Origin of the sequence: Microcoleus sp. BR0-C5 (assembly GCF_036705045.1) — a bacterium.
Lineage (GTDB): Bacteria > Cyanobacteriota > Cyanobacteriia > Cyanobacteriales > Microcoleaceae > Microcoleus.
The window spans coordinates 23,814-47,237 of record NZ_JAUBTR010000002.1; the positions used below are offsets into that span (position 1 = coordinate 23,814).

Sequence of the window (23,424 nt, forward strand, 5' to 3'; positions counted from 1 at the left end):
GCAATCCGTAGAGAGGTCAAGGTGTAGTATGATTTCTAATTGCACAAAGTGTTCTTGGGGCGATTCCCTTCGGGATAGCTTTGCTTCACGCAAATTTTTCACATCTCCAACTGAGCGACTACTATTGATTAAACAGTGTTCGCAATCTTTTAGATCAACTCACTATAACTTGCGACCTGATGCAGGCAAAATACTTAAGAACACTGAACGTGCAGTTTAAATTAGAGGTTATAGGCTAATGGCGCAGCGGAACGTATACTCGTCAAAGGGCGAGCCAGAGGATGCACAATCAGCAGAAGAAGTCCTTCACTCAGTAATGCAAGAACTGGACGCTTTGCATGAAAATGTCAAAGGCCAGTTAAATCAAGACATTACTCGGCTGCAAACTGAAAAAAATCACCTGATTGAAGATATTGAAGACCTCCGGGAGCAATATCGCAAATTGCAGTCTCAGCAAATGGAATCTCTGTCGGGGCGATACATTCAGCAGCAGCAATTGTGGCTGAAGCAGTTGGCTCAAGTTTTGGCTCACAATTTGCAGGATTTGTTGGTGCAGCGGTTCAACGAACTCAGCGCTAATTCGGGAAATTCTCTCAGCAGCCCTATTCCCAGTGGCGAGTTCCCGATACCCTTGCCACCGAGCAACTACGACGAACGGGCCTCGCAGTTGCTGGCGGCCCTGGATGAAAGGATCGATCGCAGTTTCCAGATGATCGAACAAGATTTAACCAGTTACGAAAGCGAGCTTTCCGTGCGGCTCAACAACATGAAAACCCTGGAACTGCAAGGGGAAGAGCTGTTACAAAATCTCGTAAACCGCATCAGGGAAGAACTCGAAGAAGAAGAAGAATATCTTGAGAATCCTTTCGATGCTCAAGATTCCTATGTCGAAGAATTAACTAATTCTGTTAATTCTGTCCGCCCGCAACTTCTGCAGCCAACACCTGTGGAAAGGCCGCGGGAACCCGTGCCGGAACCCTCTTCAGTGCCCTCGACCGCATCCGCTAAAGCACCTTCTGTACAGACAGGTTTGGTGCTGGCTTTGTCTTCGGCGGTGGTATTGTCGCTGTTTAATGTTTGTTTGAGAATTCTGATTAAAGGCAGAAATCCTCGGGTGGTTTTTGGCTTGTTTGAATTTCCGGGGGTGGTGACTCCCGGTTTTGGCAATTCTTTGTTGATTTTGTTGATGCGGCTGATCGTGGTGATGGCTTTGATGCCGATCTTGGCGACATTTCTGTATCCTTCTGTGTGGAAAGATATTAGGCGGTTGTTCCAGTCGGGCGATCGATCTTTGTGGAGTAAGGTTTTAGGAAGCGCATTTTTTCTGTTTTTGTCTCAGGTTTTGATTTATTTGGCGATCGGCAATATTCCAGCGGGGATTGCGATTACGATTTTCTTTATTTACCCGATCGTCACCGTACTAGGTTCTTGGATCTTGTTTGGTTCTCGCCCCACCAGAGTCGGCTTTTTTGCGATATTCGGGATTACCGTAGGTCTGATTTTAGCTGGGTTGCCGAGTTTTGCTGCCCAAGCTCCAGGCGGCGGCAATGTTGGAGTAGGAGTCGCTGCGGCACTGGCTTCTGGGATTACCTTTGCTGGTTACGTATTGCTGACGCAAATGGCCGCGGGCAAGCTGCACCCAATTCCTTTTAGTTTAGTTAATTTCGCCGCAATTTTTGTATTTTCCTCCCTGAGTTTGTGGGTGCCACTGTCGGAAAATTTTTCTCCTAAAATCGACCAAAATGTTTGGCCTGGTTTGATTTTGGGAGGTGTTGTTTTAGGGGTGCTGACGCTGTTTAGCTATCTTTTGAATAATTTTGCCATCCGGTTCGCGGGGGCAGCCTTAGCGTCAGTAATTGGCACTTTGGGGCCGGCAATGACCGCACTCTTCGGGTTTCTAATTATCAATGAGAAGTTGCAGCCTGTGGCAATTATGGGCATGGCTGTGGTGACTTTGAGCGTGGCTGCTATGAGTGTGGAACGCATCGTCGCTCCTCAGAAAAAGGCTAGTTAAGGCAATAATTTGGGCGATCGACCATTTAAAAACCCGGTTTCTTGAAGAAACCGGGTTTCTCTGTACTGTACCTCACGCTTACTAGGAAACGCTATATTACCAAACGCTTTATAGCTATGCTCAAATGAGTTGCACACAATTCTCTGTCTTCTGATTTCTGCCTCCCGATGTATTCTAATCGAATTGAGAACCGCTTTATACGAGTTGAGCAAACAACTGCATAAACCGTTCAGTATCTACATCCAAACAAGCCTCTACGTTGGGCGGATTAGTTTCCTCATCTCTGCGATCGCGTCGATCGGCGAGCGACATTCCCGTCGTGAATCGTCCTTGGGTTTCAACCATCATATGTAGCGATTCTGTCGTTACCAAACTGGGATCTATTGCAACCGCCATTGCCAAGGGGTCGTGTAAATAACACCCGTGAAAGCCTTCGCTGTCACGATAGAAAGCCATATAAATCCCCGTGCAATCGGCAATAAACTGGGTAAGTTTTGAAGGACGACGCTGTAAATTATCTTCAACAACTTGGCGGGGTAAAGGAGCTTTCATCGCCACATCTAGACCAACTAAGGTGAGGGGAATCCCCGATTCCATCACGACTTGAGCCGCATCGGGATCGACAAAAAAGTTAAATTCAGCAGCGGCGGAAATATTTCCCGGTACTGTAACAGCCCCACCCATGATGATAATTCGCCCGATTTTTTTCATGGTTGCGCCATCTTGCTGAATCGCTGTGGCTAGATTGGTAAGCGGGCCTAATGCAATAATGGTCAGATTCTCGTACTCTTGAGCTGCCTCGATCAGCAGATCGATAGCATTCTCTGTAGATGGCTTAGTAGTCAGTTTGGGATAGCGAGGTGTACCATCAGCTTCCTTAAATTGCTCCAACTCACCCAAACCATCTGCCCCATGAATTCCTGCTGCATTAAAGGTGGGTTTCACCAGTGGTTTTTCACAGCCTTTGGCAACAATGGGCGAAGTATCGGGTTCAACAATACTGATGACGCGCAACACATTATTAGCTGCCTGCTCGACATTAATATTGCCAGCGACAACGGTGACGGCTTTCAGGTCTAATTGGGGTGAATTCAATGCCATAATCAGAGCCAAGGCATCATCAACACCACCATCTGTATCTACTATTACTGGCACGGACTGATTTTGAAGGGCGATCATGCTAATTACTGCTCCATAAAACTAATCAGAAGGCGATATAAACCGTGGCTACACAGGCGGAACCCGTAAAGTAAGGGTTGAAAGTCTCTCTACTTGTAAACAAATCTGCCTTCGATATGGCTGTCAAGATTTTGATGATGACTAAAGTATTCTTCAACGACATCCTGGCAAGATGTTGTGACTACTTTTGGATCGGCTAATTTTGTTAATTCTTCATGGGTTACGCCTAGAGTATGCTCTGAATTTTGGAAACGATAGCCATCCATACAGATGGTGTAGTGTTTATCGTCTTGTACAGGTTGTCCATTAATGCTCAAAGATTCAAGCTTTTCTTCCGCGTCTCTATAAACTGCCTCAACACCTTTACTGACCTGAAGATACTCACTTTCACCGGGGATTCTGTTTTCCAGTCTCATAATATGTGCGAATATTTTAGTGAGCTGTACCCCTGTAACGCTAAATTTATGCAGAGGATCTTCGTAAGGAAAAATTTGTTTAAGATCGCTCAATGTCACGGGCGGGCCTAATTCTGTTCCCCGGATTGCACCACTGGCTACAAAAACTACATCTAACCTATCTAATTGGGCAAAAATATCAGCGAATAAGTTACCCAATTCAGTTTCTTCTTCACGCTTAGGATGAGTCAGTTTACGAGCTAATCGTCCAATCAGTCGATTGTACTTACGATCTACATCTTCTTTAAAAGTAGCAATCAGCTTTTCGATTTCGGTATCTGGCTCAGCCAGATTATTATCTACAGGCAGGAGTTGCCACTTCCATTCAACGATGCTGTTAGTATCGTCATCCACTACAATATCGAAACGCCCAATTTGGTCTGTGCCAACTCCGGCTTGTGCTATAAGAATGTTGTTAACTTCCGCAGGTTGTTCTAAAAATGTGTGGGAGTGTCCGCCAATGATCATATCTACACCCCATTCCGGGTCTAGCAATGCCGCTAGTTTTTTATCCTCTTCAAAACCGATGTGGGTCAGGAGGACTGTTAGGTCAATGTCATCATTTTTGTAGGCGTTGCAAATTTTACCAACTTCTGATGCAGCATCTTCAAGACTTACAAATGTGCCAATACTGCTGTCACGTTTTAAGGTTTTAAGAGCTTCTTCAGTAATAATCCCGATGAACATAATATCGAATCCATCTACATTGAGGATGATATAAGGATTCATCAAGCGCTTGTTGTACTTTTTGATGTACAAGTTGGCATTCACGATCGGAAAATTTGCCATTTTTTCCAATAACAGTAAGTGAGGCAACCCATAATCTAATTCATGGTTCCCCAGAGTCACTACATCTGGAGCGAGGTAATTCATAATTTCTATGGTTGAAAGACCTTTATACTCCACATCAATCGTAGAGCCTTGGAGCATATCACCAGAAATAACAAAAAGCACGTTTTTTTCTTCCTGGCGAACTTTATTGATATAGCCTGAAAGCAGCGCCATCCCACCAATTACATGACCCTCTGCTAGACCCGTAGCTTCTGCGAGAAAGTCTCCGTGCATATCATTTGAATGCAAAATTGTGAAACTTTTAAACCGTTCGGTGAACGTCATAGTCTTTTACCCCTGAATATAATTGTTTAGTTTTGTAGTAAAGGAAAGGCTGGGTTTAAGTCACTAGCAGCACTTCAATAAACCGATTCCAGGTTAACGGCTGTCCCCCCGTGTGATCGCGCAAAAACGCAATATCATCAATGGATAAAGGCGGTTCTCCTAAACTAGAGAGCGCCGTATTCATTTCCTGGGTACTGATCGATTCATCTTCGTCAGCATTGAGGGGTAGAACATGCGATGGCATGATTCCCATCTCCTCTATTACCCTAAAACCCTAAAGTTCGTCCAGCTTCATATCGTCAATATAAAGCAAGAATAAACCACCAAACACTGATATTACGGCCCGCAAAAATGGTTGCATCGGAATTTTGTAAAAGAACCCCCAGACACCGCACCAGCATAATCTGAATAAATATCGCCTGATTGTGTTCGCTCATCTATTTTATTCCAAATGGCGCCACGAATGGCATAAATTTCTGCTCTTTGTAGCGTAGACATCCCAACAGCATGGAAAAGCCCATGACTAGGAGTAAGTTACTGATAATCTAGCCTATGATACTCGCTTGGACGACATCTATCAGTCCGGCATTGAGAGCAATTAAAGCAATAATCAATTCGGTGGCATTACCAAAGGTGGCGCTCAATAGTCCTCCTGGGTTGGGCGAAGTATGGGGTTCAACAATACTGTCTTGGAGCATATCACCATAAATGACAAAAAGCACGTTTTTCTCTTCCTGCCCACATTTCGCACTTTTTAACACAGTCAAAAGTATTTTGACGAGAAAACGTCATTCTAGAGATGCTGTTAATGTTGCAGCAGCAGTCCCGATTAAGCTCATAATCCCCAGGCAGGGAGACTGGATGAACATGGCAATGATAATCAGCAGCCCACTAATGGGATAGTTAACAAATATTGCCTGTCCAATGCCGCGCAAGGTGGCATTGAAAAAATTCAAAACAGGCTGATTGCCAAGCCGTTGATTGAGTGGCTGCATGGTTCCTAGTGCCGGAATTCTCCAAGCTGAGCGCTCAGATAAGTCTGTCTCAGATTCCAGAATGTGGGAAATCAGTTCATGCAAAGGTAGTGGCTCATTATCTGGGGTTGCCATAGAAGATCGATCATAGGAGTTACGCAAATAATGTAAATTATGAGATTTGGTCATTTCGAGCGTTCGTAACATACCCTATTTGCTCCGACTCGTACTGTGTTCGGTGCCCGCAAAGACTCTTAACTGTACCTCACTGGGTGGGGAAACGCTATAAAATCGATTCGTTCTTGTATAACGGAACATCACTCCGGGACGGGTTCACCAATATCTTTAATTACTAACCCAAATTTTCATAAACCCGCGCCGCTGACGAACTATAGAAGCGCACACAATATCAAACAACAGAAAGAACCACTCGAAAACCCACAATACTAGCCTTGCAATCCGGCTGATATCTGAGGCGGCAGGCGCTGCGACAATTCGGAGGATGATCGTTCCAAGAACCCCCCCGCAACAACCTCAGCGAAGAGTCCCCGTCAGACTCCCAAACGCTACCATCCGCAGGCGCACCGTTATAATTATTGTGCCAAGAATCCGCGCACCATTCCCAAACATTTCCGTGGAAATCGTACAACCCGAAAGCATTAGGTTTAAAACTCCCAACATCTGTCGTTTGAAAGCGATAAACTCCCTTCGGCGCGTCAGCGTAATTAGAATTTCCGTTGTAATTTGCTAACTCGCTGGTAATCGTTTCCCCAAAGTGAAACGGCCCCGTAGTTTGCCCCCGGCAAGCATATTCCCATTGGGCTTCGCTAGGCAGGCGATAATTCTTACCCGTTTTGCGAGAAAGTCGATCGCAAAACTCCACAGCCTCGTACCAAGATACATTTTCTACAGGTCGATTTGCACCTTTAAAGCGGGCAGCATCGGGATTGAGAAATATTTTAATTTGCGGCAGGGCTGCAACTGCTGTCCACTGGGCCTGAGTGACTGGAAATTTGCTAATATAGAAAGATACTAAAGTTACCGGGTGCTGCGGTTTTTCGTCGCTGTCACCCCGATCGTTTGGGGAACCCATGAGGAAATTACCGCCCCGAACAGATACCATTTCTAGGACTGTACTGCTACCGAGATGTTCTTCAAAAAAACGCGCTTTGCGGCTATTAAAATTAGTTAGCTTCCCGCGCTTGTCTACTGTCACTACCTGAAATTCAAAAGTGCTTTTGACAGCAGTAATTCTTTGCAATCCCTTGTTTATTGGCGGATTGGTGTTGGATTTTTCCCTGGGATTGACAGAGATTTTGCTATTGATTTGCCCGCTTTCATTGAGCGGGGTATTGATAGCAAGTTGTCCTCCCTTTATCCTAAAAGAATTTAGAGCAACTTGTCCTCCATTGGCACAATGGGGTTGGGGAGGTAAAGAATAGAGATTTAAAGCTTTGATTACTTCATCAGCAGATTGATATCTATTTTTGAGATAATCTTGAATTAATTTGTCTAAAACATTTGCCAACTCGCTGCTAATTTTTGTGCCGGCTGGCAACCGTTCTCTCCAAATCCAGCCGCCGTTGATCGGGTCATAAAGGTCATCGGAACCGTCAGCTTTGGGCAAACATTGAGTTAGCAGTCTCAGGCAAGTTATTCCCAAACTGTACAAATCGCTTCCGGGGAAAACTTGACCGCGCATTTGTTCTACAGGCGAATATCCGGGCGTTCCTACCGTCGTGCCTACTTTGCTCATCAGGGAGCCCGTCACTTGTTTGGAAATGCCGAAATCTATCAAAACTAACTCTCCCCGCCCTCCCCTTCGGAAAGCTGAATTCCGAAAATTTCCCGCCTTTGGCAGGGAGGAGTTAACAGAGGTGCGGCGCCGCATGATATTCTCAAGTTTGATGTCTCGGTGAATGACATGGCGATCGTGCACAAATTTCAAAATCGGCAGTACATCTGCCAACAACTGCCAAATTTTTTCTTCGCTAAAAGCACCCTGCTGAGTTAATTCTGCTAGTAAAGTTTGCCCCTCAATCAACTCTTGTACTAAATAAAGTCGCTTGTCTTGTTCAAAATAAGCAATTAATCGAGGAATTTGGGGATGTTCACCGAGTTCGTAAAGTCGTTTCGCTTCTTCTTTAAACAATTGTGAGGCTTTTTCAAGTGCTGAGGTTCCTTGAAATTGGGGTACAAACTGCTTAATTACGCAGGGATCGTCCATACGATCCGTATCTACCGCTTCATAAGTTCTGCCAAATCCCCCTTCGCCCAAAAGTCGAATCACGCGGTAGCGGTTTCTAAAGAGAGGCGTGAGGCCTTGCGATCCGCAACTTTGACAAAATTTAGAGTTGTCGGGATTGAAAGGATGAGAACACGTGGGATTAGAACAGTAGAACATATCTGGGAAGAAATGATCCGGTTAAGGTTATGATATATCTTTTTGGCGCCCTTATGGAATACTAACAATTAATAATTGGTTATTGACAATTGACGGTAGGGAGGGCATTACCCGCCGCTTCTGTCGCCCCAAAGGAGAAAGTAGAAGGCAGAATTTAAAACGTCAATTAATCCAAATAAAGCGATTTGAGGGCCAAAAATGCCAGCGCGATTGACCTATTTTAGCAGCCCCCTTACCGCCGATCTTCGTCTGGGGATCTTGGTAATTTCTTTACAGAGGCCAGTATAGTACAACTCGGCGATCGCCCAACCAAAAAGCGATCGCACTCAAAGAACTATCCGACTAGAAACTAAGAAAGCAATTTCCATAAACCATTCAATTGCTTCATGGGGGCGTAAGAACTCTACAAGCTCGATCGCCCTTAAATGCGATCGGGGTAATTTCAACCTAAAATGTCATATTTCTGCTGCTTTTTTAACCAATTTTGTCGTCCCGCTAAATAACTTTATTTTTGAATATTTTGACTCCTAAAATAAGTAATAAAAACAGAATACAGCATGATACTGACACTATTGTTTCGGTGATATTGGGTGATATGAATATGATAAATCCCTCATCTTTAATTAAGGCAGAGAAGCTTGAGACACAAAATGGCATGAGATATAACCTGAATGCCTGCCAATGATCTCTTTTGCCTTTACTAGAAGAAACACTTAGCATCAGACCAGTACCGATTACAGCACTTATACCAATTGAATTGAGCCATATCTTGACCGAAGGATCAAAATGAAAACAAACTACTATAATATACCAAATGAGATAGCACCAGAGAATAGCTTTATCTAATTGGATTTCGTAAAGATATTGAATCAACCCTTTCATGGCTCTAAAAATGCTTTGAGTTTTTCAATTGTATTGATGAATACAACCCGGTGGATTGAATAATTAGGGATGGATAGCCAAAGAGCCTTCTAACGAGACAAAGCGGTTATTTTTAGCGACCAACCATGTCGCTCAAACATTTTGCCGAGTCCTTTGCCAGAAACATATTTCGCCTTAATCTTCATGATTAATCTATAATAGCTATCTGAACAGGATTTTAGCGCATCGCTTCAAAACTTGCTCCGGCGCGATCGCTCTACTGGTAATTTTAAAGTATTGGGTATTGTGATCGCGACCTAACGACTTGGTTCAGTTGCAGACCGCCCCGCAATACCCCGAACACACAGGCAGAAACAGGGCGGGCTTTCGGCTGCACGCTCATTGTTCGGCGACTGTTGATAACTTCTAGATCATTTGAGCGAGGTTAATCAATTGTGCCAAAGTGGATAAGTGCTGCGCGGATCGCGATGAACCACACCGCGAGCGTGGCAAATAGGTAGAGGTAGAACCGAAGTATGATGAGATTCAATGTGCAATGGACAGCACTATGCAATGTGCGAAACACAACGAAGACCCACGCGGCGTTCACATACACTGTATCTACCTGCTTCGTGATGAACAGATATAGGACAAGCGCATAGAAAAGTACCGGAACCTCGAACAGGTTTTTTAGGTTGTCCGATGGATTGGATACGCTGGGGGGCGAAATTTGTGCTAGTGCGCCCGGTACAGCAAGTTCATTCGGGGCGAGCTTTATACTGGTGATAAAACTGATACGGCGGATGTACATATACACCCAGACTAGGAGTGTTAGAAACACTGTGGCAAAGAAGGGAGTGAAGATTGCCTCTTGCGTCATTTATACCTCTCAAATTTGATTATTGTGATAGTTGCTGGACGATAAAGTAGACGATATGCGATGTACAAGGCTGGAAGAAACATAGAGTAACGTAAATCCAATTAGAGGATGCAGTATCTCTAGGTGAAGAGGACTTTTGAGATGAATGCTGGAAAATTGTAGTCCAAGCAGGATTGGCAAACTGGCGGCGAGATGTCGTATTCTGCGTGAGAATGGGGCGAGAAACGACCATCCCAGTAATACTAATGACAGCCCACTGTACCCTCGCACTAGCCAAACATGAATATTCCACCATGCAGGATTATGGAAGTAGGCAACTCCAACCGTTAATAACTGAGCAATCAAGCAGACATTAAAGATGATTGAAGTCACATAAAAGCTGATGAGTATCCCACGTGTGGGAGTGCGATCAGGCTCGGTTTCCAAACTTGTTGTCATGTCAAGTTGCGTTTGAGATTACAAGGGTAATATAATTCGAGTATTGCAATGCTTCTAGACCTCGATCGGGTACTCTTTTTGACAATCAAGCAATTTGGTTACAAGCGCCCGGATTCATCCGTGGGGTCAATTCTAAAATCTAAAATCTAAAATCTAAAATCTAAAATCGGTTGACACCATGACCATGAAAAGTCCCTTGCAGCTTTTATTTGAAGCGCTCGACCAGGTAAAGGACGAACAAGATTTGCGATCGCAAGTCCTGCCCAAAATCGGCGAGTATTTTGCAGCTAAACGATCGGGAATCTTTTTCTTCGATCGACTGCCCTTGGTAGATAGCAATCTTCAGAAAACACTGCAAATTGGACTATCAATCGAACATAATCCTGTTGTGCGTTATCTAGTGGAACGTCACTCTCCTGTCCATGAAGCATTGGTGGCATCTCCCAAGGTTTGGACAATAATTTGTCCCCGACCCGATCATTGGCACGTGATGGCGGGGCCGATTGTCAGTCGCGGTCAATTAATGGGTGTAGTGGGTTGTACGCGCGATCGGTCAATGCCCGCTTTCGATACAGAAAATCTAGCCGATTTGAGTGCGATATGTTTGCATTTGTCTGTTTGGGCTGCAACAGTACGCGCGGCGAAGCTATCCCGTAGGGAATCGCCACACCAACCTTTCAAGACTTCACGCCTAACGCCTCGTGAATTGCAAATTGCCGAATTGGTTGCTTTGGGGCGAACCAACGCAGGAATCGGGAGGGAACTTTGGATTACTGAGAATTCAGTGAAGCAAGCTTTGAAGCGAATGTTCCGCAAGCTTGAGGTTTCGTCTCGTGCAGAAATGGTTGCACAGCTTTCGGCGAGCAAATATAATTTGCCAAGTGTAAAAATGTCTCCATCCAACTTGATGCAGAACACCCACCAATAAACTTAACGCTAGAAACCCTAAGAGCGATCCTCTTCGAGGGCAACGCTTACGCACAGAATTGAAGAGCGATCGATCTACTGGTAATTTTGAAGTATGGGGTATTGAGTATTGCGATCGCTCTTCGGCGCGACTCGGTTGTGGGGCTTCCAGAAAACTTTGCAACCTCACACTTGGTTTTGGTCAGTCCACTTCACGAGATTTTTCAGCGGCTGTTGATAACTACACTTCTAGCGAGCGTGGTGTTAGCCTAGCATACCAGGCATGAATCAGAAGGGTCTGTAAGAACAATACAGGTGTATCAAAGCCACTGGATGCAATTATTGATTCGACTTCAAGTGGCGGTAGCACAGCAGTATTTCGACCATAAGAAGCACAAAACTTTTCAATCTCCTCAGCAGGCACTTCGGCATACCTCAGCATCCGCTGCCAAACCTCGGAAAGGCTTTGGTACGCTGAAGTAGACATATCGGAAGCCAGATCCGCACTGACCAAATATCCGTTAGGGCAAAGTCGTGAAGCAATTTGACTAAAAAAGTTGCGCCGCTCATCTTGTTGCATAAAGAAGTGAGAAACCAGAAGGCAAGTCGCCGCATCGAAAGAGTGCGATTCCGGCAGTGAATCGAGATAGCCTTCGTGAAAAGTGCAACGTGACGCGATACCACACTCTTCGGCGCGTTGGCGACAGATGTCAAGCATCGGTGCCGCAGGCTCTACCGCAGTAAACTGCCACTGTGGAAACGCTTGAGCGAGATAAATCAATTCCAAGCCGGTTCCCGCACCGACACAGAGAATCCGTGCATCGGTAGGAAGTTCAGAAAGTACAAAGCGGATCAGTAAATGAAGTGCGTCGCGCATCGGAGCGAATTTAGCGAATCTTTGGTCGTAGGAAGAAGCGCGTTCTCGATCGAAAACAATAGGTGACTCTTGATTTTGCATTCTGGAAAGCCAATAAGCTTGCAATCTGTATTTTAATAGCTATCTGAATTGGATTTTAGCGCCTCGCTTCAAAAATTACTGGGTTCCGGCAAAACAAAAGTAATAAGAATTCTAAAAGCTCGATCGCTCTCAAAAAAATAGAAAACCCCAAAACCCGTTTAATCATCGAGGTTTTGGGGTTTTCTTCCTCGCATCCGGTTCAAATTACAACTTGCGAGGGTGCGATCGCCCTTGACAAATATCGCACTCTTGGCAGAACAATAACGCTAGAAATTAAGAGAGCGATCGCACTTAATTGAAGGGCGATCGACCAAATGGTAATTTTGAAGTATTGGGTTTTGCGATCGAGCGTTGGAAACTACAACTCATCAATCGTCACTAATACCCCCTCAGTGAACTGAATCACAAGTTCTTGCTCGTCCAGCAAAGCAGTTCCAATCAGAGGCCTTCGCCCTGTAGCAAATACACGAACTTCTCGTTCTTCCCCGTCCCAAAGGATGATTGCTTCGTGAACTGCTACTAGGACTTCACTGTTATCTGCTAAGTTTACAGGCAGATCGTACAGGAACGGCAACCCCAGTAAGGTAACTGCCTCCGGTGGCAAACATAGGTAGTCAGTGAAGCCCGTATCTATGACAAACTCGATCGGGAAAGTAGAGCCGCTTGGGAGGAGAAAGGTCAACGCGACGATCGCGTGCCGATCGGTCACAATACCAGAAATCACTTGTTGACACGCTCCATTACACCACCCAACGAAGCAGCCACATTGTAACCAATACGAATGCCAAAAAGTCGAGCATACGGATGCTTTGCCATCAGACTACGTGCGGCTTTTAGCCCAGTTTTATCAACTTCGTAGTCACCTGTTTCTATATCAATGATGACCATCTTGCCAATATTCTCTTCTATTTCAATTTTTTGGCGGATGGTGCTCTCATACAAATGTTTCGCACGACGCGCGACTTCTTCACGACTCAAAAGGATTGTTTGCATACATTTGCCCTTTTTTGTAATTTTTGATCCTATTATGGATGCGTATCTAGCAAAATCTTCATTTACCTTCAAATGCACTGAGGATATCTTCCGGCAAAGGAGCGTCGAAATCATCTGGAACGGTAAACTCGCCTGCACACAAACCGAATGGTCGCAATTGCTTGCTGCTAGAAATAGGTCTGAGTTCGGCGATCGGCTTATCTGCAAGCAGGATAACAAAAGTTTCACCTGCCTCCACTTGACGTAAAAACTTTGAAGGATCGCGCTGAATTTCGTCAACTGTCACGTTCAACATAAAAATGCCTCAGTATAAAGCTCATTCGATTGTTTTTAGCATTAGTTGCAGTCGCTGCAAGTTTGGCAAGAGCATCGGGAGAACTAGCAAATGCTCGATCGCATCTTAGAGCGTCTTGAAGTTCTTCCAAAATCATTGAGGCGATCGCATCTTGCTCACTGGCCGATCAGGTTTTCAACTTAGCGATCGCACGCTCCAGTAACTCAGTCATGGCTAGCACTCTCTTAGAATGAAAATGGCATATTATTTATTATCGATTATTCTAGCAAGTATAGAAACTAGAACAACTAAGAGTAAAGACTAAAAAAGATAGTACATCAACCTAACTATTAATTTTGGCGCATAATTATACGACTACCAGCTCCGCAATCTGTTCCTTGGACTTTCCAGAAAACATCATTGCCTTCCCGTCAGCCTCCACCATAAAGTGATGCCCCTTATCGGTAATAAAGTGCCAAGCGAGTATTCTTTGGCCACCGTACTCATTCATAGTATCGCCTGCCGTAACGCGCTCAAGCTTATGGCCGGCTGCATGGCACAAGGCTCGTATCAGTTTAATGTATCTCGGCTCGGCAGCACGGGCTTGGGCGAGCCGGGCCTCGCGATCGGAAATACTCAATGCTCGTCGAGTGACTTCCTGTTGGATTCGATCTTCTGCTACAACAATCAGGCCGGGGCGTGCTTTTAACCAGTTAGCATTTAATTGTTCGAGACTCTCCTCTTGTGCGATCGAATAAAAGTCCTCATTTATGCCATTTAGCCTGTCTCTCTCAGCATTTTCGCCGAATAACTCACTCGAAAAGAACGATGCTAACTTTGTCTTTCGTGCTGTAACCAGCGCCTCTCCTTTTGCAAAAAGATCAGTATGTTGTGTCGCGCCGATTTGCCCAAGGCCTTCTTTAACTAGCGCGATGACAGCAGGCTGCCACCTTGTGTTATAGACAAACTGAGCAAAACCGCCATTATTCACCTGCCCGAGGTAATAATCAACGTAGTAACTGAGGAGTGCGTCGTGAGAAATTTCTGAGAGATTGAGAAGCTCTTCAAATAGTGCATTCACAAAGTCAATATTTGATTGGATCGTCGCGCGGATATCATCGCTATTCATGCTTTCCGCTGAGAGCACGACCGCATCTTTCGAGCCAAGTATGTCGTCACTCATTTTTCCGTCTCCCTCTTAGGCTAGAACTTTTTATGTTGCCCTACTATTAATTATATTGCAGTTGAAAAATCTAATATAGTCTCTCATGCTCTTTTATGCTTTTTGAGGAACGACAATACTGAAAATCACATCAGCGTTCATCTGTGTTTATCTGCTGAAATCTGCGGTTTAAAAATCCAAATCTAATCGATTTACTTCGATCCGGTATATAGAAAACCCCAAACCCTTTTAAAAATCAAGTTTGGGGGTTTCCTTTTTAAATCCAATTCAAATCACAACTTACTCGGCTCGATCGCCGGAGCACGCAGAGACAGAGTTTTATCCGCAGCAGCCTTAGCCACAAGCGACGGCACAGAATCGCGCAACTTTGCAGTCAACTGTACAGTAGTCGCATCATAAACCTGAGTCAGAATTTTCGGATACAAACCAATGCCAATAATCGGCACTAACAGAGCCGCAATAATAAACACTTCTCGCGGTTCCGCATCCACCAATTCCTCGTGCTCCGACAATTCCTTATTTTCAGGCCCGTAGAAAATCTCGCGCAGCATCGACAGCAGGTAAATTGGAGTCAAAATCACCCCGACAGCAGCTAGAAATACCACGCAAACCTTAAACACAGGATTGTAAGCATCGCTGGTTGCAAAACCCACAAATACCATCAATTCTGCTACAAAACCGCTCATTCCCGGCAAAGCCAAAGAAGCCATAGAACAAGCAGTCCACATCGCGAAAACCTTACGCATTTTCTGCCCTACACCGCCCATTTCGTCGAGCATGAGCGTGTGAGTGCGATCGTAAGTGCAACCCACCATAAAGAACAAACTCGCCCCGATTAAACCGTGGGAAACCATTTGCAGCATTGCACCGCTAGTTCCCAAATCGGTAAACGAAGCTATCCCAATCAGCACAAACCCCATGTGCGAAATCGAAGAATAAGCAATTTTCCGCTTCAAATTGCGCTGAGCAAAAGAAGTTAATGCCGCGTAAACAATGTTAACCACACCCAAAATTACCAAGAGGGGTGCGAAGGTAGCGTGAGCATCTGGGAGCATTCCCGCATTCATCCGCAGTAAAGCGTAACCGCCCATTTTTAGCAGAATTCCTGCTAGCAACATATGGGCGGGTGCGGTTGCTTCCCCGTGAGCGTCAGGGAGCCAAGTGTGCAAAGGAAAAATTGGCAGTTTGACGCCGTAAGCTATCAAGAAACCTGAGTACAGGAGCAATTCTACATTGGGGGCGTAATCTTTAGCTGCGATCGCCCGCATATCGAAAGTCACAGTATCGCCGTAAAACGCCATCGTTAGCGCGCCCAGCAAAATAAACAGCGAACCGCCTGCGGTGTATAGGATAAACTTAGTTGCTGCATAGAGGCGCTTCTTGCCGCCCCAGATTGACAAAATCAGGTAAATCGGGACTAATTCCAGTTCCCAAACTAGGAAAAACAGCAACATATCCTGCACGGCAAAAACTGCGATTTGGCCGCCGTACATTGTCAGCATCAAAAAGTAAAATAGCTTCGGTTTAAATGTGACCGGCCAAGCTGCTAAAGTAGCCAGCGTAGTAATAAAACCAGTCAGCAAAATCAGCGGCATCGATAAACCGTCAGCACCCACCGACCAATTCAAATCGAGTTGCTGCACCCAAGTATAGCTTTCTACCAGTTGCAAATCTGGATTGCTGAAGTCGTACTGAGTGTAAAAAGCGTAAACAAGTAGGGCAAAATCGATCAAACCCACAATTAGGGCATACCACCGCACCGTCTTGCCATCCTTATCGGGAATTAAAGGAATCAGCAAGGACGCAGCAATGGGAAACAGAATTGTTGTTGTTAACCAGGGAAAGTTAGCTGTATCCATTGCGTTTTAAAATGATCCATCAGTTATTAGGTTTAAACACATTTTGGCAATTTTAGCCTAAATTTTATACTTTCTTTAGACGGAACATTTTTTTTTGCTATTATTTGGACAATTTATGCGATCGCAACAGTGAATTTTAATGAAAGATTTATTTCTATTTGCTAATTGTCAATTGTGAGTTCTTGAGCTAATATCCGTTCTTAAAATATCTTCTGGTGCGAAATGGCATTGCCCATTGGTGTCAACTTAAGCCGATCATCTGCAATTGGGCGAGTCCGCCAGGGGTTTCAACCCCTGGCTAATAGCGAAAGTCCTCGCTATGAGGACTAATAGATATCTCCAAAAAAGCCAGTATTGAACAGGCAAGATGCCTGTTCCACAATAAGAGGTTTAAGGAGTTCTTCAGTCCTCTTGAGAGGACTTTAGCTTTGAGACAGGGAATTCATTCCCTGTCGGACTATCGGTTTTACCTGTTTGTTGACACCATTTGGACAAGACCGTGTCCCTACCGATTTAACTGACTCCAGAAACGATCGCAAAACCCAGAACTGCGACAAACACAATCAGGGCATAAAATTGAGCGCGACCGCTCTCAAAGTATTTCAAACCTTCGCCACTAACCAGCGTGAGAAACCCTGTTAAGTTGACGACACCATCGACGACTCGCAAATCCACTTCCATGACTTGCCGCGCTAAACGGCGACTGCCTTTGACAAAGAGAAATTCGTTGATATCGTCGAGATACCACTTGTTGAGGGAGAACTCGTAAAGCGGTTTGATTTTTTGGGCGATCGCCCCAGCATCAATTTTACGGCTCAAATACATCAGAGAAGCCAAAGTAATGCCCAACAAAGCAATACCTACAGAGCTTCCCCCCATAATCAGAAATTCCGTCAAATTGAACTCAGCAGCGTGTTCCAAAACTTCTTCCAGAGACTCCCCTGGCGCGCGAACAAACTGCTCGAAATAATTGGCAAAGGGCGTACCGAGAAAACCGATAAACACAGAAGGTACTGCCAGCAACACTAGCGGCAGAGCCATTGTCAGAGGAGATTCGTGAGGGAAATGGTCGTGCTCGTCGTGACTTTCGCCAGTTGATGCCAATTCCTTAACGTTCATCGCTCCAGGGCCGAAAACAACACCGGGTTGCAGGAGTTGTCGCTTGATGGCGCTGTCATTTCCCCGGAATTCACCCTCAAAGGTGCTGAAATACATTCGGAACATATAAAACGCGGTCATCCCGGCCGTCAACCAGCTAACAGCCCACAGAGCGGGATTTGCGGAGAAGGCGCTGGCGAGGATTTCGTCTTTTGACCAAAAACCAGCAAACGGCGGAATTCCGCAGATTGCCAAATTTCCGATTAAAAAGCAAGAAGCGGTAATCGGCATATATTTCCGCAAGCCGCCCATGACTCGCATATCTTGAGCGAGAGCGGGGTTGTGGCCTACAACTGCTTCCATACCGTGAATCACTGAACCCGAACACAGGAACAGCATTGCTTTGAAATAAGCGTGAGTCATCAAGTGGAAAAGTCCGGCACTGTAAGCGCCGACGCCCATTGCCATCACCATGTAGCCGAGTTGGGAGATGGTGGAATAGGCTAAGCCTTTTTTGATGTCATTTTGGGTAATCGCGATCGAAGCACCCATAAATGCCGTAAAACAGCCGGTGCAGGCGATCAAATTCATGACTGCCGGCAGCCCTTCAAACACAGGGTACATCCGAGCGATCAGGAATACGCCGGCGGCTACCATTGTCGCGGCGTGGATTAATGCCGAAATCGGTGTCGGGCCTTCCATTGCGTCTGGGAGCCAGACGTGGAGGGGGAATTGAGCGGATTTGGCTGCTGGCCCCAAAAATATCAGGACGCCGAAGATTGTCGCCAGAGTCGCCGAAAGAGCACCGGATTCGACTAATGAGTGCAGGCGTTCGCCCATCACCTCAAATTCAAAGCTGCCGGTGGCCCAGTAAATGCCGAGAATGCCCAGCAGTAGGCCGAAGTCGCCGACGCGGTTGGTGACAAAAGCTTTTTGGCAAGCGTCAGCAGCGGGTTTGCGATCGTACCAAAATCCGACTAGCAGGTACGAACACATACCTACGAGTTCCCAGAAAATGTAAATCTGAACGATGTTCGGGCTGATTACCAGACCCAACATCGAGGCGCTGAAGATGCTCAGGTAGGCGTAAAAGCGCACGTAGCCGTCATCGTGAGCCATGTAGCCGTCGGTGTAAATCATCACCAAAAAGGCGACCGTAGTGACGATCGCCAGCATCACCGACGTTAGGGGGTCGATAATATAGCCCATATTCAGCGAGAAGTCGCCAGCAGAAGCCCACTGAATAGTGCGGGTGTAGGGTGCGTGGCCCTGTAGTTGACTCCACAGCAATGCGAAAGAGAGTACCATTGACCCTCCGAGCGCGGAGACGATTAATATCGCATTCGCTTGTCGGAGTTTGTTGGTTGCCTGGTTAAAGGTGATTAAGCCTAGACCTACTAGCATTGCGCCTGCCAGTGGCAGGACTGGAATCAGCCAAGCGTATTGATAAAGCAGTTCCATGACTGATAGGTAGTTTAAAGTTTCTACTAGATATTGCCAAAACTGTAAACAATTGTGACACACGCCTGCGCGACTGGGCCAAAATACTTGATCCAATTCTTTAAGTATTTCTATAGCCGAGCGCAATCGTGAGCGAGACGATCGCACTACTTTTTTGATCGCGAGACGATCGTACTCAACGCCGAAAATTATTATTCCGGGGAAAACGGAAACTATTTTACGACAAATCTCACAGTCCTGTGCGTTCAAGACGGCGAGATTTATTTTGGTGTCAGATGGTTGATGGACAAATGGGGAAAGCCTTTTGCTTCCGACATAAAAGCCGAAGGCCTTCATTCACAAGAGCCGAATGCCTTGGAACCGTTACCTGTTGGCGACTTCCTGAAGTTGGAGCCGTTGAGATGGGGAAGCTACGTGAGCCGCAAGCATCCAGGAATCCAGAGTCCGCCGCAGTTCCTCGCGCCCTTGGTAGTCTTCCAATCTAAATCGAACTTTATCGCCCTCAAACAAAATCAGCGTGGGCAGACTTGTCAGCCGATAAGTGTGGGCCAACTTAAAACATTGATCGGCATTCACCCCAACTAGCTTGACTTTTTCTGCCCACTGTGCCTCAAAAGTCTTAAGCGTGGGGTCGATCGCGCGGCACAAACCGCACCAAGGAGCCGAAAAGTGAACTAAAACGGGGGTAGAGGCTTGAAACACCTCTTGTGCAAAAGTGCGTTCGCTAACCGACAACACCATGAGCCCTCAAAATTTAATAATTTTTTTCTATCCTAGGGATCATGCTACCAGTATATGTTCCTAGTGACACGCATCAAAAAAGGATGAATTTCCCAAAGCAAACCAGTAAAAATGACTACACCTACGTAGGAAGGGCGCAGAAACTCAAGCAAATCAAGGGTTTGACGCTTTTGTAGGATTGCCAAAAAAGGCATGATTGAGGTTCGAGATTTGATGGTTTCAAAGGATTCTCCAAAACGAGCCTGAAGCCGTCTGTCGCCGTGCCACACTCCGAACAGGTGGTGAAGTACCAAACCGATGGAAGTGACGAGGGTAAAGCTAGTGCCAATCCACAGCGTGTGGGCGACGCACCAAATCACCTGTCCCACCATTTGCGGGTGACGGGTGATGCGAATGATGCCAGTTTCGTAGAGGTGAACTTGGGGCTTTTGGACGGCGGCAATTTCTAGGAGGTTGAAAGTTGCTGGGTACAAAAACAGAAAGGAAATTGCCGAAAGTATCCAAACTGCGGGTTTAACTCCGGGTAATCCCTGTACTTGCCAAAGCTGTACGCCGTCGTAGCGGTGGTTGAAAAAGTAGACCACCAGAATGACGGCCAGCGGCAAACTGACAAGGGCAAACAAAACGCGGTAAAGTCTCGGCCCGATAAGCTTTTCACCTTTGGGCCGGAGGGCTGCTAAACCGCTGTGGGCGATCGCAAAAACCAGTAACAGGCCCAGAATAACTAAGTGGGAGTCGAGCGCCAAGTCGATCGTCATTGCAAATATTAAGAAAAGTTATTGATTCTCGGCCAATTTGTGTCACAAAGTATCTATGGGAGCATTCAGCGGTTATCAGTCAGTTAACTGTTTACTGTTCGCTGTTGACTGTTCGCTGTTCGCTGTTGACTGTTCGCTGTTGACTGTTCGCTGTTTGCTGTTCGCTGCCTACAGTCAACCGTCAACCGTCAACTGACAACTGACAACTGACAACTGACAATTTAGATATATGTCTGACCTTCCTTTCACTTTAGACCAGTTACGCATTCTCAAGGCGATCGCCTCTGAAGGAAGCTTCAAACGCGCCGCGGACAGCCTCTATGTATCCCAGCCCGCAGTTAGCTTGCAGGTGCAAAACTTAGAGAGACAGTTGGACGTGCCACTGTTTGACCGGGGGGGGCGGCGGGCGCAACTGACCGAAGCCGGACACCTGCTGCTGAGTTACGGCGAGAAAATTTTATCGCTTTGCCAGGAAACTTGTCGAGCTCTGGAAGACTTGCAAAATCTCCAAGGCGGTACTTTGATTGTTGGCGCTTCTCAAACAACGGGAACCTATTTGCTGCCCCGGATGATTGGAATGTTTCGCCAAAAGTACCCGGATGTAGCAGTACAGCTTCACGTTCACTCGACTCGCCGCACGGCGTGGAGTGTGGCCAACGGGCAAATCGATTTGGCAATTGTTGGCGGAGAAATTCCTACCGAACTTGTAGAAGCTTTAGAAATTGTTCCTTACGCTGAGGACGAACTGGCTCTAATTCTGCCTCCATCTCACCCGATGGTACAACAAGAAAGTATCCAAAAAGAAGACCTTTACAAATTGCAGTTTATATCCCTCGATTCCCAGTCTACGATCCGCAAAGTAATCGATCAGGTACTGACTCGCTGCGGCATTGACACGCGCCGCCTGAAAATAGAGATGGAACTAAATTCGATCGAAGCCATTAAAAATGCCGTTCAGTCGGGGCTGGGAGCTGCTTTTGTCTCGGTTTCGGCGATCGAAAAAGAGTTGCTCATGGGCGTCTTGCACAAATCTCAAATGGACGAAGTTTTGGTAACTCGCATTTTGTCGCTGATTTACAACCCCAACCGCTACCGTTCTAAAGCAGCAGAGGCTTTCAGCAATGAAATTTTGCCTTCCTTTGCTACTTATTCGACCATCCTGGAGAAGAAAGAACCCCCAGCGCTCGATGTGGGATTCATAGAAATAGCAACTCCCAACTCTGCGGGAGCTTAATCTATTAGGTCGCCGGTTGTGAGCAGTTTGCGGTTAGTTGAGAGATTAAAATCTGGTTTGATAACCCCTGGGAAAAATGGCCAATTACCAATTACCAATTCCCAATTACCAATTCCCAATTACCAATTACCAACAACCAATTACCAAACCAAAATGGAAGTTTACTGCACCCGCCCGGGCTGCCCGCGCCCTCAAAACTATTTTCCCGACCTCGATGACAGTTCGCGGCTAAAAACGGTGCAGCAAAAGTTTTGCACGACTTGCGGGATGCCCCTGATTTTGAGGGGCCGCTATTTGCCCGTGAGGTTGTTGGGTCAAGGCGGTTTTGGGGCGGCGTTTTTGGCCAGAGACCGCGATACTCCGGCGATGCGGCAGTGCGTTGCTAAACTTTTGCAGCCGTCGGTAAGTCTGACTCCGGCACAGCTAAAAATCGCTCAAACTCTGTTTGAACGGGAAGCGGCGGTGCTGGAAGAGCTGGGAAACGAACATTCGCAAATTCCGAGTTTGCTAGCGTTTTTTGAGGTGACTGTTTCGAGTTTGCCGCCGGGAAAAAACGATCAGTTTTTCTATTTGGTTCAAGAATTTATTGACGGTAAAAATTTGGAGGATGAACTAGCTGTTAAAGGCAGGTTTTCGGAGGCGGAAACGGTGGAGGTGCTGCGGGAAATTTTGAAGGTTCTCGATTTTGTACACTCTCGCGGTTCGATTCACCGGGATATTAAACCTGCTAATATTATGCGGGGTAAAAACGGTCGGCTTTATTTATTAGATTTTGGGGCTGTTAAACAAGTAACACAAAGTGTTGGGAGTTCAAAAGCTTCGACTGGTATTTATTCTTTGGGTTATGCTCCGCCAGAACAGATGAGCGGGCAAGAAGTTTATCCGGCAACGGATTTGTATGCTTTGGCTGTGACTTGTATTACTTTGCTGAGTGGTTTGCAGCCGACGGAGCTTTTTGATAGTTATAGAAATGAGTGGAATTGGCAGTCGCGGGTGCAGGTAAGTTCGCGTTTGGCTCATGTTCTCGATCGAATGTTATTATCAGCTCCCAGTCAGCGTTTTCAATCTGCGAGTGAGGTGGAAGCGGCTCTGATGTCTCGGCCTCAACAGCCTAACATCGTCGTGCAGCCACCGACCCTACGGACTCCGACTCCCCTACAGACTCAGCAGCTACCACCGACTCAGCAGCCTCCTGTACCTGTTCCTGCGACTCCTCCAGGAGGGCTGCAACCTTCGCAGAGAGCGATTTTTTCGATTTGGGAGGTTTTGTCCGGGGCGGCGTTTACGGGTTTTGAGGGGGGGGTGCTGGCGATCGCCCTGACGAGTTTGCTGCCCTCTCCTGGCTTGAGTATCGGATTGTTGGGGATGATTGTGGCGGGTTTGATTTACGGCCAGTACCGCAGGGCGATCGAACAAACTGAGATGTTGATTATTGGTGCAGGTACTGTGGCTTTGCTGTGGTTTTTCCCGGCTTTACAGACGGCTGCAGTTGCGATTTATCCGAATTCTGCGATCACTGGCGTGTTGTTTGTGGGATGGTTGGGTGCTTTGGGTGCGATCGCTGGAACAGCTATTTTTCGCTTGATTTATAAGTTACTTTCAAACGTTTTTTAACTTGCACCACTTTCAGCAACAGGC

Annotated in this window: 20 protein-coding genes and 1 pseudogene; 4 read left to right on the top strand and 17 right to left on the bottom strand. The window is 46.1% G+C overall.

The window, feature by feature from the left end; all coding sequences use genetic code 11:
- Positions 1-238: 238 nt before the first annotated feature.
- A complete protein-coding gene (locus tag QUB08_RS00965) occupies positions 239-2,014 on the top strand; it encodes an EamA family transporter (RefSeq protein WP_333222668.1) in 1,776 nt (591 codons plus the stop codon).
- A gap of 195 nt (positions 2,015-2,209) precedes the next feature.
- Here the strand turns inward: QUB08_RS00965 and QUB08_RS00970 are convergent, their stop codons facing one another.
- The 8 genes and pseudogenes from QUB08_RS00970 to QUB08_RS01005 form a co-directional block, all read right to left on the bottom strand.
- Positions 2,210-3,193 carry a nucleoside hydrolase gene (locus QUB08_RS00970; protein ID WP_333222670.1) on the bottom strand — a complete coding sequence of 328 codons (984 nt, stop codon included), beginning with the start codon at positions 3,191-3,193 and terminating at the stop codon, positions 2,210-2,212.
- 89 nt (positions 3,194-3,282) lie between these two features.
- A complete protein-coding gene (locus QUB08_RS00975) occupies positions 3,283-4,764 on the bottom strand; it encodes a bifunctional UDP-sugar hydrolase/5'-nucleotidase (protein ID WP_333222672.1) in 1,482 nt (493 codons plus the stop codon).
- A 55-nt stretch (positions 4,765-4,819) separates the two neighbouring features.
- Entirely contained in the window at positions 4,820-5,008 is a 189-nt protein-coding gene (locus QUB08_RS00980; protein ID WP_333222674.1) for a hypothetical protein, read from the bottom strand.
- A gap of 211 nt (positions 5,009-5,219) precedes the next feature.
- Positions 5,220-5,426: pseudogene (locus tag QUB08_RS00985) on the bottom strand (calcium/proton exchanger); the annotation flags it as partial.
- Positions 5,427-5,552: 126 nt separating this feature from the next.
- Complete coding sequence (locus QUB08_RS00990; RefSeq protein ID WP_333222676.1) at positions 5,553-5,945, bottom strand: urea transporter; 393 nt, start codon at positions 5,943-5,945, stop codon at positions 5,553-5,555.
- Positions 5,946-6,147: 202 nt separating this feature from the next.
- Positions 6,148-8,142 (bottom strand): bifunctional serine/threonine-protein kinase/formylglycine-generating enzyme family protein, encoded by a 1,995-nt coding sequence (locus tag QUB08_RS00995; protein ID WP_333222678.1) that lies wholly within the window; start codon positions 8,140-8,142, stop codon positions 6,148-6,150.
- A 1,306-nt stretch (positions 8,143-9,448) separates the two neighbouring features.
- A complete protein-coding gene (locus tag QUB08_RS01000; RefSeq protein ID WP_333222680.1) occupies positions 9,449-9,883 on the bottom strand; it encodes an MAPEG family protein in 435 nt (144 codons plus the stop codon).
- Positions 9,884-9,892: 9 nt separating this feature from the next.
- A complete protein-coding gene (locus tag QUB08_RS01005) occupies positions 9,893-10,321 on the bottom strand; it encodes a DUF6220 domain-containing protein (RefSeq protein ID WP_333222682.1) in 429 nt (142 codons plus the stop codon).
- 184 nt (positions 10,322-10,505) lie between these two features.
- Here QUB08_RS01005 and QUB08_RS01010 point away from each other — a divergent pair, with 184 nt between their 5' ends.
- Positions 10,506-11,249 (top strand): LuxR C-terminal-related transcriptional regulator, encoded by a 744-nt coding sequence (locus QUB08_RS01010; RefSeq protein ID WP_333222684.1) that lies wholly within the window; start codon positions 10,506-10,508, stop codon positions 11,247-11,249.
- 219 nt (positions 11,250-11,468) lie between these two features.
- Here the strand turns inward: QUB08_RS01010 and QUB08_RS01015 are convergent, their stop codons facing one another.
- The 9 genes from QUB08_RS01015 to QUB08_RS01055 form a co-directional block, all read right to left on the bottom strand.
- Positions 11,469-12,209, bottom strand: a complete 741-nt coding sequence (locus tag QUB08_RS01015; protein WP_333222686.1) for a methyltransferase domain-containing protein — start codon at positions 12,207-12,209, stop codon at positions 11,469-11,471.
- 334 nt (positions 12,210-12,543) lie between these two features.
- Positions 12,544-12,909 carry a clan AA aspartic protease gene (locus QUB08_RS01020; RefSeq protein ID WP_333222688.1) on the bottom strand — a complete coding sequence of 122 codons (366 nt, stop codon included), beginning with the start codon at positions 12,907-12,909 and terminating at the stop codon, positions 12,544-12,546.
- Positions 12,906-13,178, bottom strand: coding sequence for a hypothetical protein (locus QUB08_RS01025; RefSeq protein ID WP_333128278.1), 273 nt, complete (start codon positions 13,176-13,178; stop codon positions 12,906-12,908). Before QUB08_RS01025 ends, QUB08_RS01020 begins: the two co-directional genes overlap by 4 nt.
- Before the next feature lie 58 nt (positions 13,179-13,236).
- Positions 13,237-13,473: a type II toxin-antitoxin system Phd/YefM family antitoxin gene (locus tag QUB08_RS01030; RefSeq protein ID WP_333222690.1), complete on the bottom strand. Its 237-nt coding sequence runs from the start codon at positions 13,471-13,473 to the stop codon at positions 13,237-13,239.
- Positions 13,474-13,819: 346 nt separating this feature from the next.
- Positions 13,820-14,635 carry a DMP19 family protein gene (locus QUB08_RS01035; RefSeq protein ID WP_333222692.1) on the bottom strand — a complete coding sequence of 272 codons (816 nt, stop codon included), beginning with the start codon at positions 14,633-14,635 and terminating at the stop codon, positions 13,820-13,822.
- 272 nt (positions 14,636-14,907) lie between these two features.
- Positions 14,908-16,494, bottom strand: coding sequence for a photosynthetic/respiratory NAD(P)H-quinone oxidoreductase subunit D1 (ndhD1, locus tag QUB08_RS01040; RefSeq protein WP_445300876.1), 1,587 nt, complete (start codon positions 16,492-16,494; stop codon positions 14,908-14,910).
- 513 nt (positions 16,495-17,007) lie between these two features.
- Positions 17,008-19,053, bottom strand: a complete 2,046-nt coding sequence (locus QUB08_RS01045; protein WP_333222928.1) for an NAD(P)H-quinone oxidoreductase subunit 5 — start codon at positions 19,051-19,053, stop codon at positions 17,008-17,010.
- Between the two features lie 363 nt (positions 19,054-19,416).
- Positions 19,417-19,794: a thioredoxin family protein gene (locus tag QUB08_RS01050; RefSeq protein ID WP_006635621.1), complete on the bottom strand. Its 378-nt coding sequence runs from the start codon at positions 19,792-19,794 to the stop codon at positions 19,417-19,419.
- Positions 19,795-19,838: 44 nt separating this feature from the next.
- Positions 19,839-20,552, bottom strand: coding sequence for an NnrU family protein (locus tag QUB08_RS01055; protein ID WP_333222695.1), 714 nt, complete (start codon positions 20,550-20,552; stop codon positions 19,839-19,841).
- A gap of 229 nt (positions 20,553-20,781) precedes the next feature.
- Here QUB08_RS01055 and QUB08_RS01060 point away from each other — a divergent pair, with 229 nt between their 5' ends.
- Together QUB08_RS01060 and QUB08_RS01065 are read left to right on the top strand one after the other, a co-directional pair.
- Positions 20,782-21,786 (top strand): LysR family transcriptional regulator, encoded by a 1,005-nt coding sequence (locus tag QUB08_RS01060; protein WP_333222697.1) that lies wholly within the window; start codon positions 20,782-20,784, stop codon positions 21,784-21,786.
- Positions 21,787-21,939: 153 nt separating this feature from the next.
- Positions 21,940-23,400 (top strand): serine/threonine-protein kinase, encoded by a 1,461-nt coding sequence (locus QUB08_RS01065; RefSeq protein ID WP_333222930.1) that lies wholly within the window; start codon positions 21,940-21,942, stop codon positions 23,398-23,400.
- The last annotated feature ends 24 nt before the right edge of the window (positions 23,401-23,424 follow it).

Coding starts and splice junctions, on each gene's coding strand:
- QUB08_RS01055 (WP_333222695.1), bottom strand. CDS start 20,552: ATGACGATCGACTTGGCGCTCGACTCCCACTTAGTTATTCTGGGCCTG.
- QUB08_RS01000 (WP_333222680.1), bottom strand. CDS start 9,883: ATGACGCAAGAGGCAATCTTCACTCCCTTCTTTGCCACAGTGTTTCTA.
- QUB08_RS01065 (WP_333222930.1), top strand. CDS start 21,940: ATGGAAGTTTACTGCACCCGCCCGGGCTGCCCGCGCCCTCAAAACTAT.
- QUB08_RS00970 (WP_333222670.1), bottom strand. CDS start 3,193: ATGATCGCCCTTCAAAATCAGTCCGTGCCAGTAATAGTAGATACAGAT.
- QUB08_RS01005 (WP_333222682.1), bottom strand. CDS start 10,321: ATGACAACAAGTTTGGAAACCGAGCCTGATCGCACTCCCACACGTGGG.
- QUB08_RS00965 (WP_333222668.1), top strand. CDS start 239: ATGGCGCAGCGGAACGTATACTCGTCAAAGGGCGAGCCAGAGGATGCA.
- QUB08_RS01025 (WP_333128278.1), bottom strand. CDS start 13,178: ATGCAAACAATCCTTTTGAGTCGTGAAGAAGTCGCGCGTCGTGCGAAA.
- ndhD1 (WP_445300876.1), bottom strand. CDS start 16,494: ATGGATACAGCTAACTTTCCCTGGTTAACAACAACAATTCTGTTTCCC.
- QUB08_RS00990 (WP_333222676.1), bottom strand. CDS start 5,945: ATGTTACGAACGCTCGAAATGACCAAATCTCATAATTTACATTATTTG.
- QUB08_RS00980 (WP_333222674.1), bottom strand. CDS start 5,008: ATGCCATCGCATGTTCTACCCCTCAATGCTGACGAAGATGAATCGATC.
- QUB08_RS01035 (WP_333222692.1), bottom strand. CDS start 14,635: ATGAGTGACGACATACTTGGCTCGAAAGATGCGGTCGTGCTCTCAGCG.
- QUB08_RS01050 (WP_006635621.1), bottom strand. CDS start 19,794: ATGGTGTTGTCGGTTAGCGAACGCACTTTTGCACAAGAGGTGTTTCAA.
- QUB08_RS01045 (WP_333222928.1), bottom strand. CDS start 19,053: ATGGAACTGCTTTATCAATACGCTTGGCTGATTCCAGTCCTGCCACTG.
- QUB08_RS01060 (WP_333222697.1), top strand. CDS start 20,782: ATGTCTGACCTTCCTTTCACTTTAGACCAGTTACGCATTCTCAAGGCG.
- QUB08_RS00975 (WP_333222672.1), bottom strand. CDS start 4,764: ATGACGTTCACCGAACGGTTTAAAAGTTTCACAATTTTGCATTCAAAT.
- QUB08_RS01010 (WP_333222684.1), top strand. CDS start 10,506: ATGAAAAGTCCCTTGCAGCTTTTATTTGAAGCGCTCGACCAGGTAAAG.
- QUB08_RS01030 (WP_333222690.1), bottom strand. CDS start 13,473: ATGTTGAACGTGACAGTTGACGAAATTCAGCGCGATCCTTCAAAGTTT.
- QUB08_RS00995 (WP_333222678.1), bottom strand. CDS start 8,142: ATGTTCTACTGTTCTAATCCCACGTGTTCTCATCCTTTCAATCCCGAC.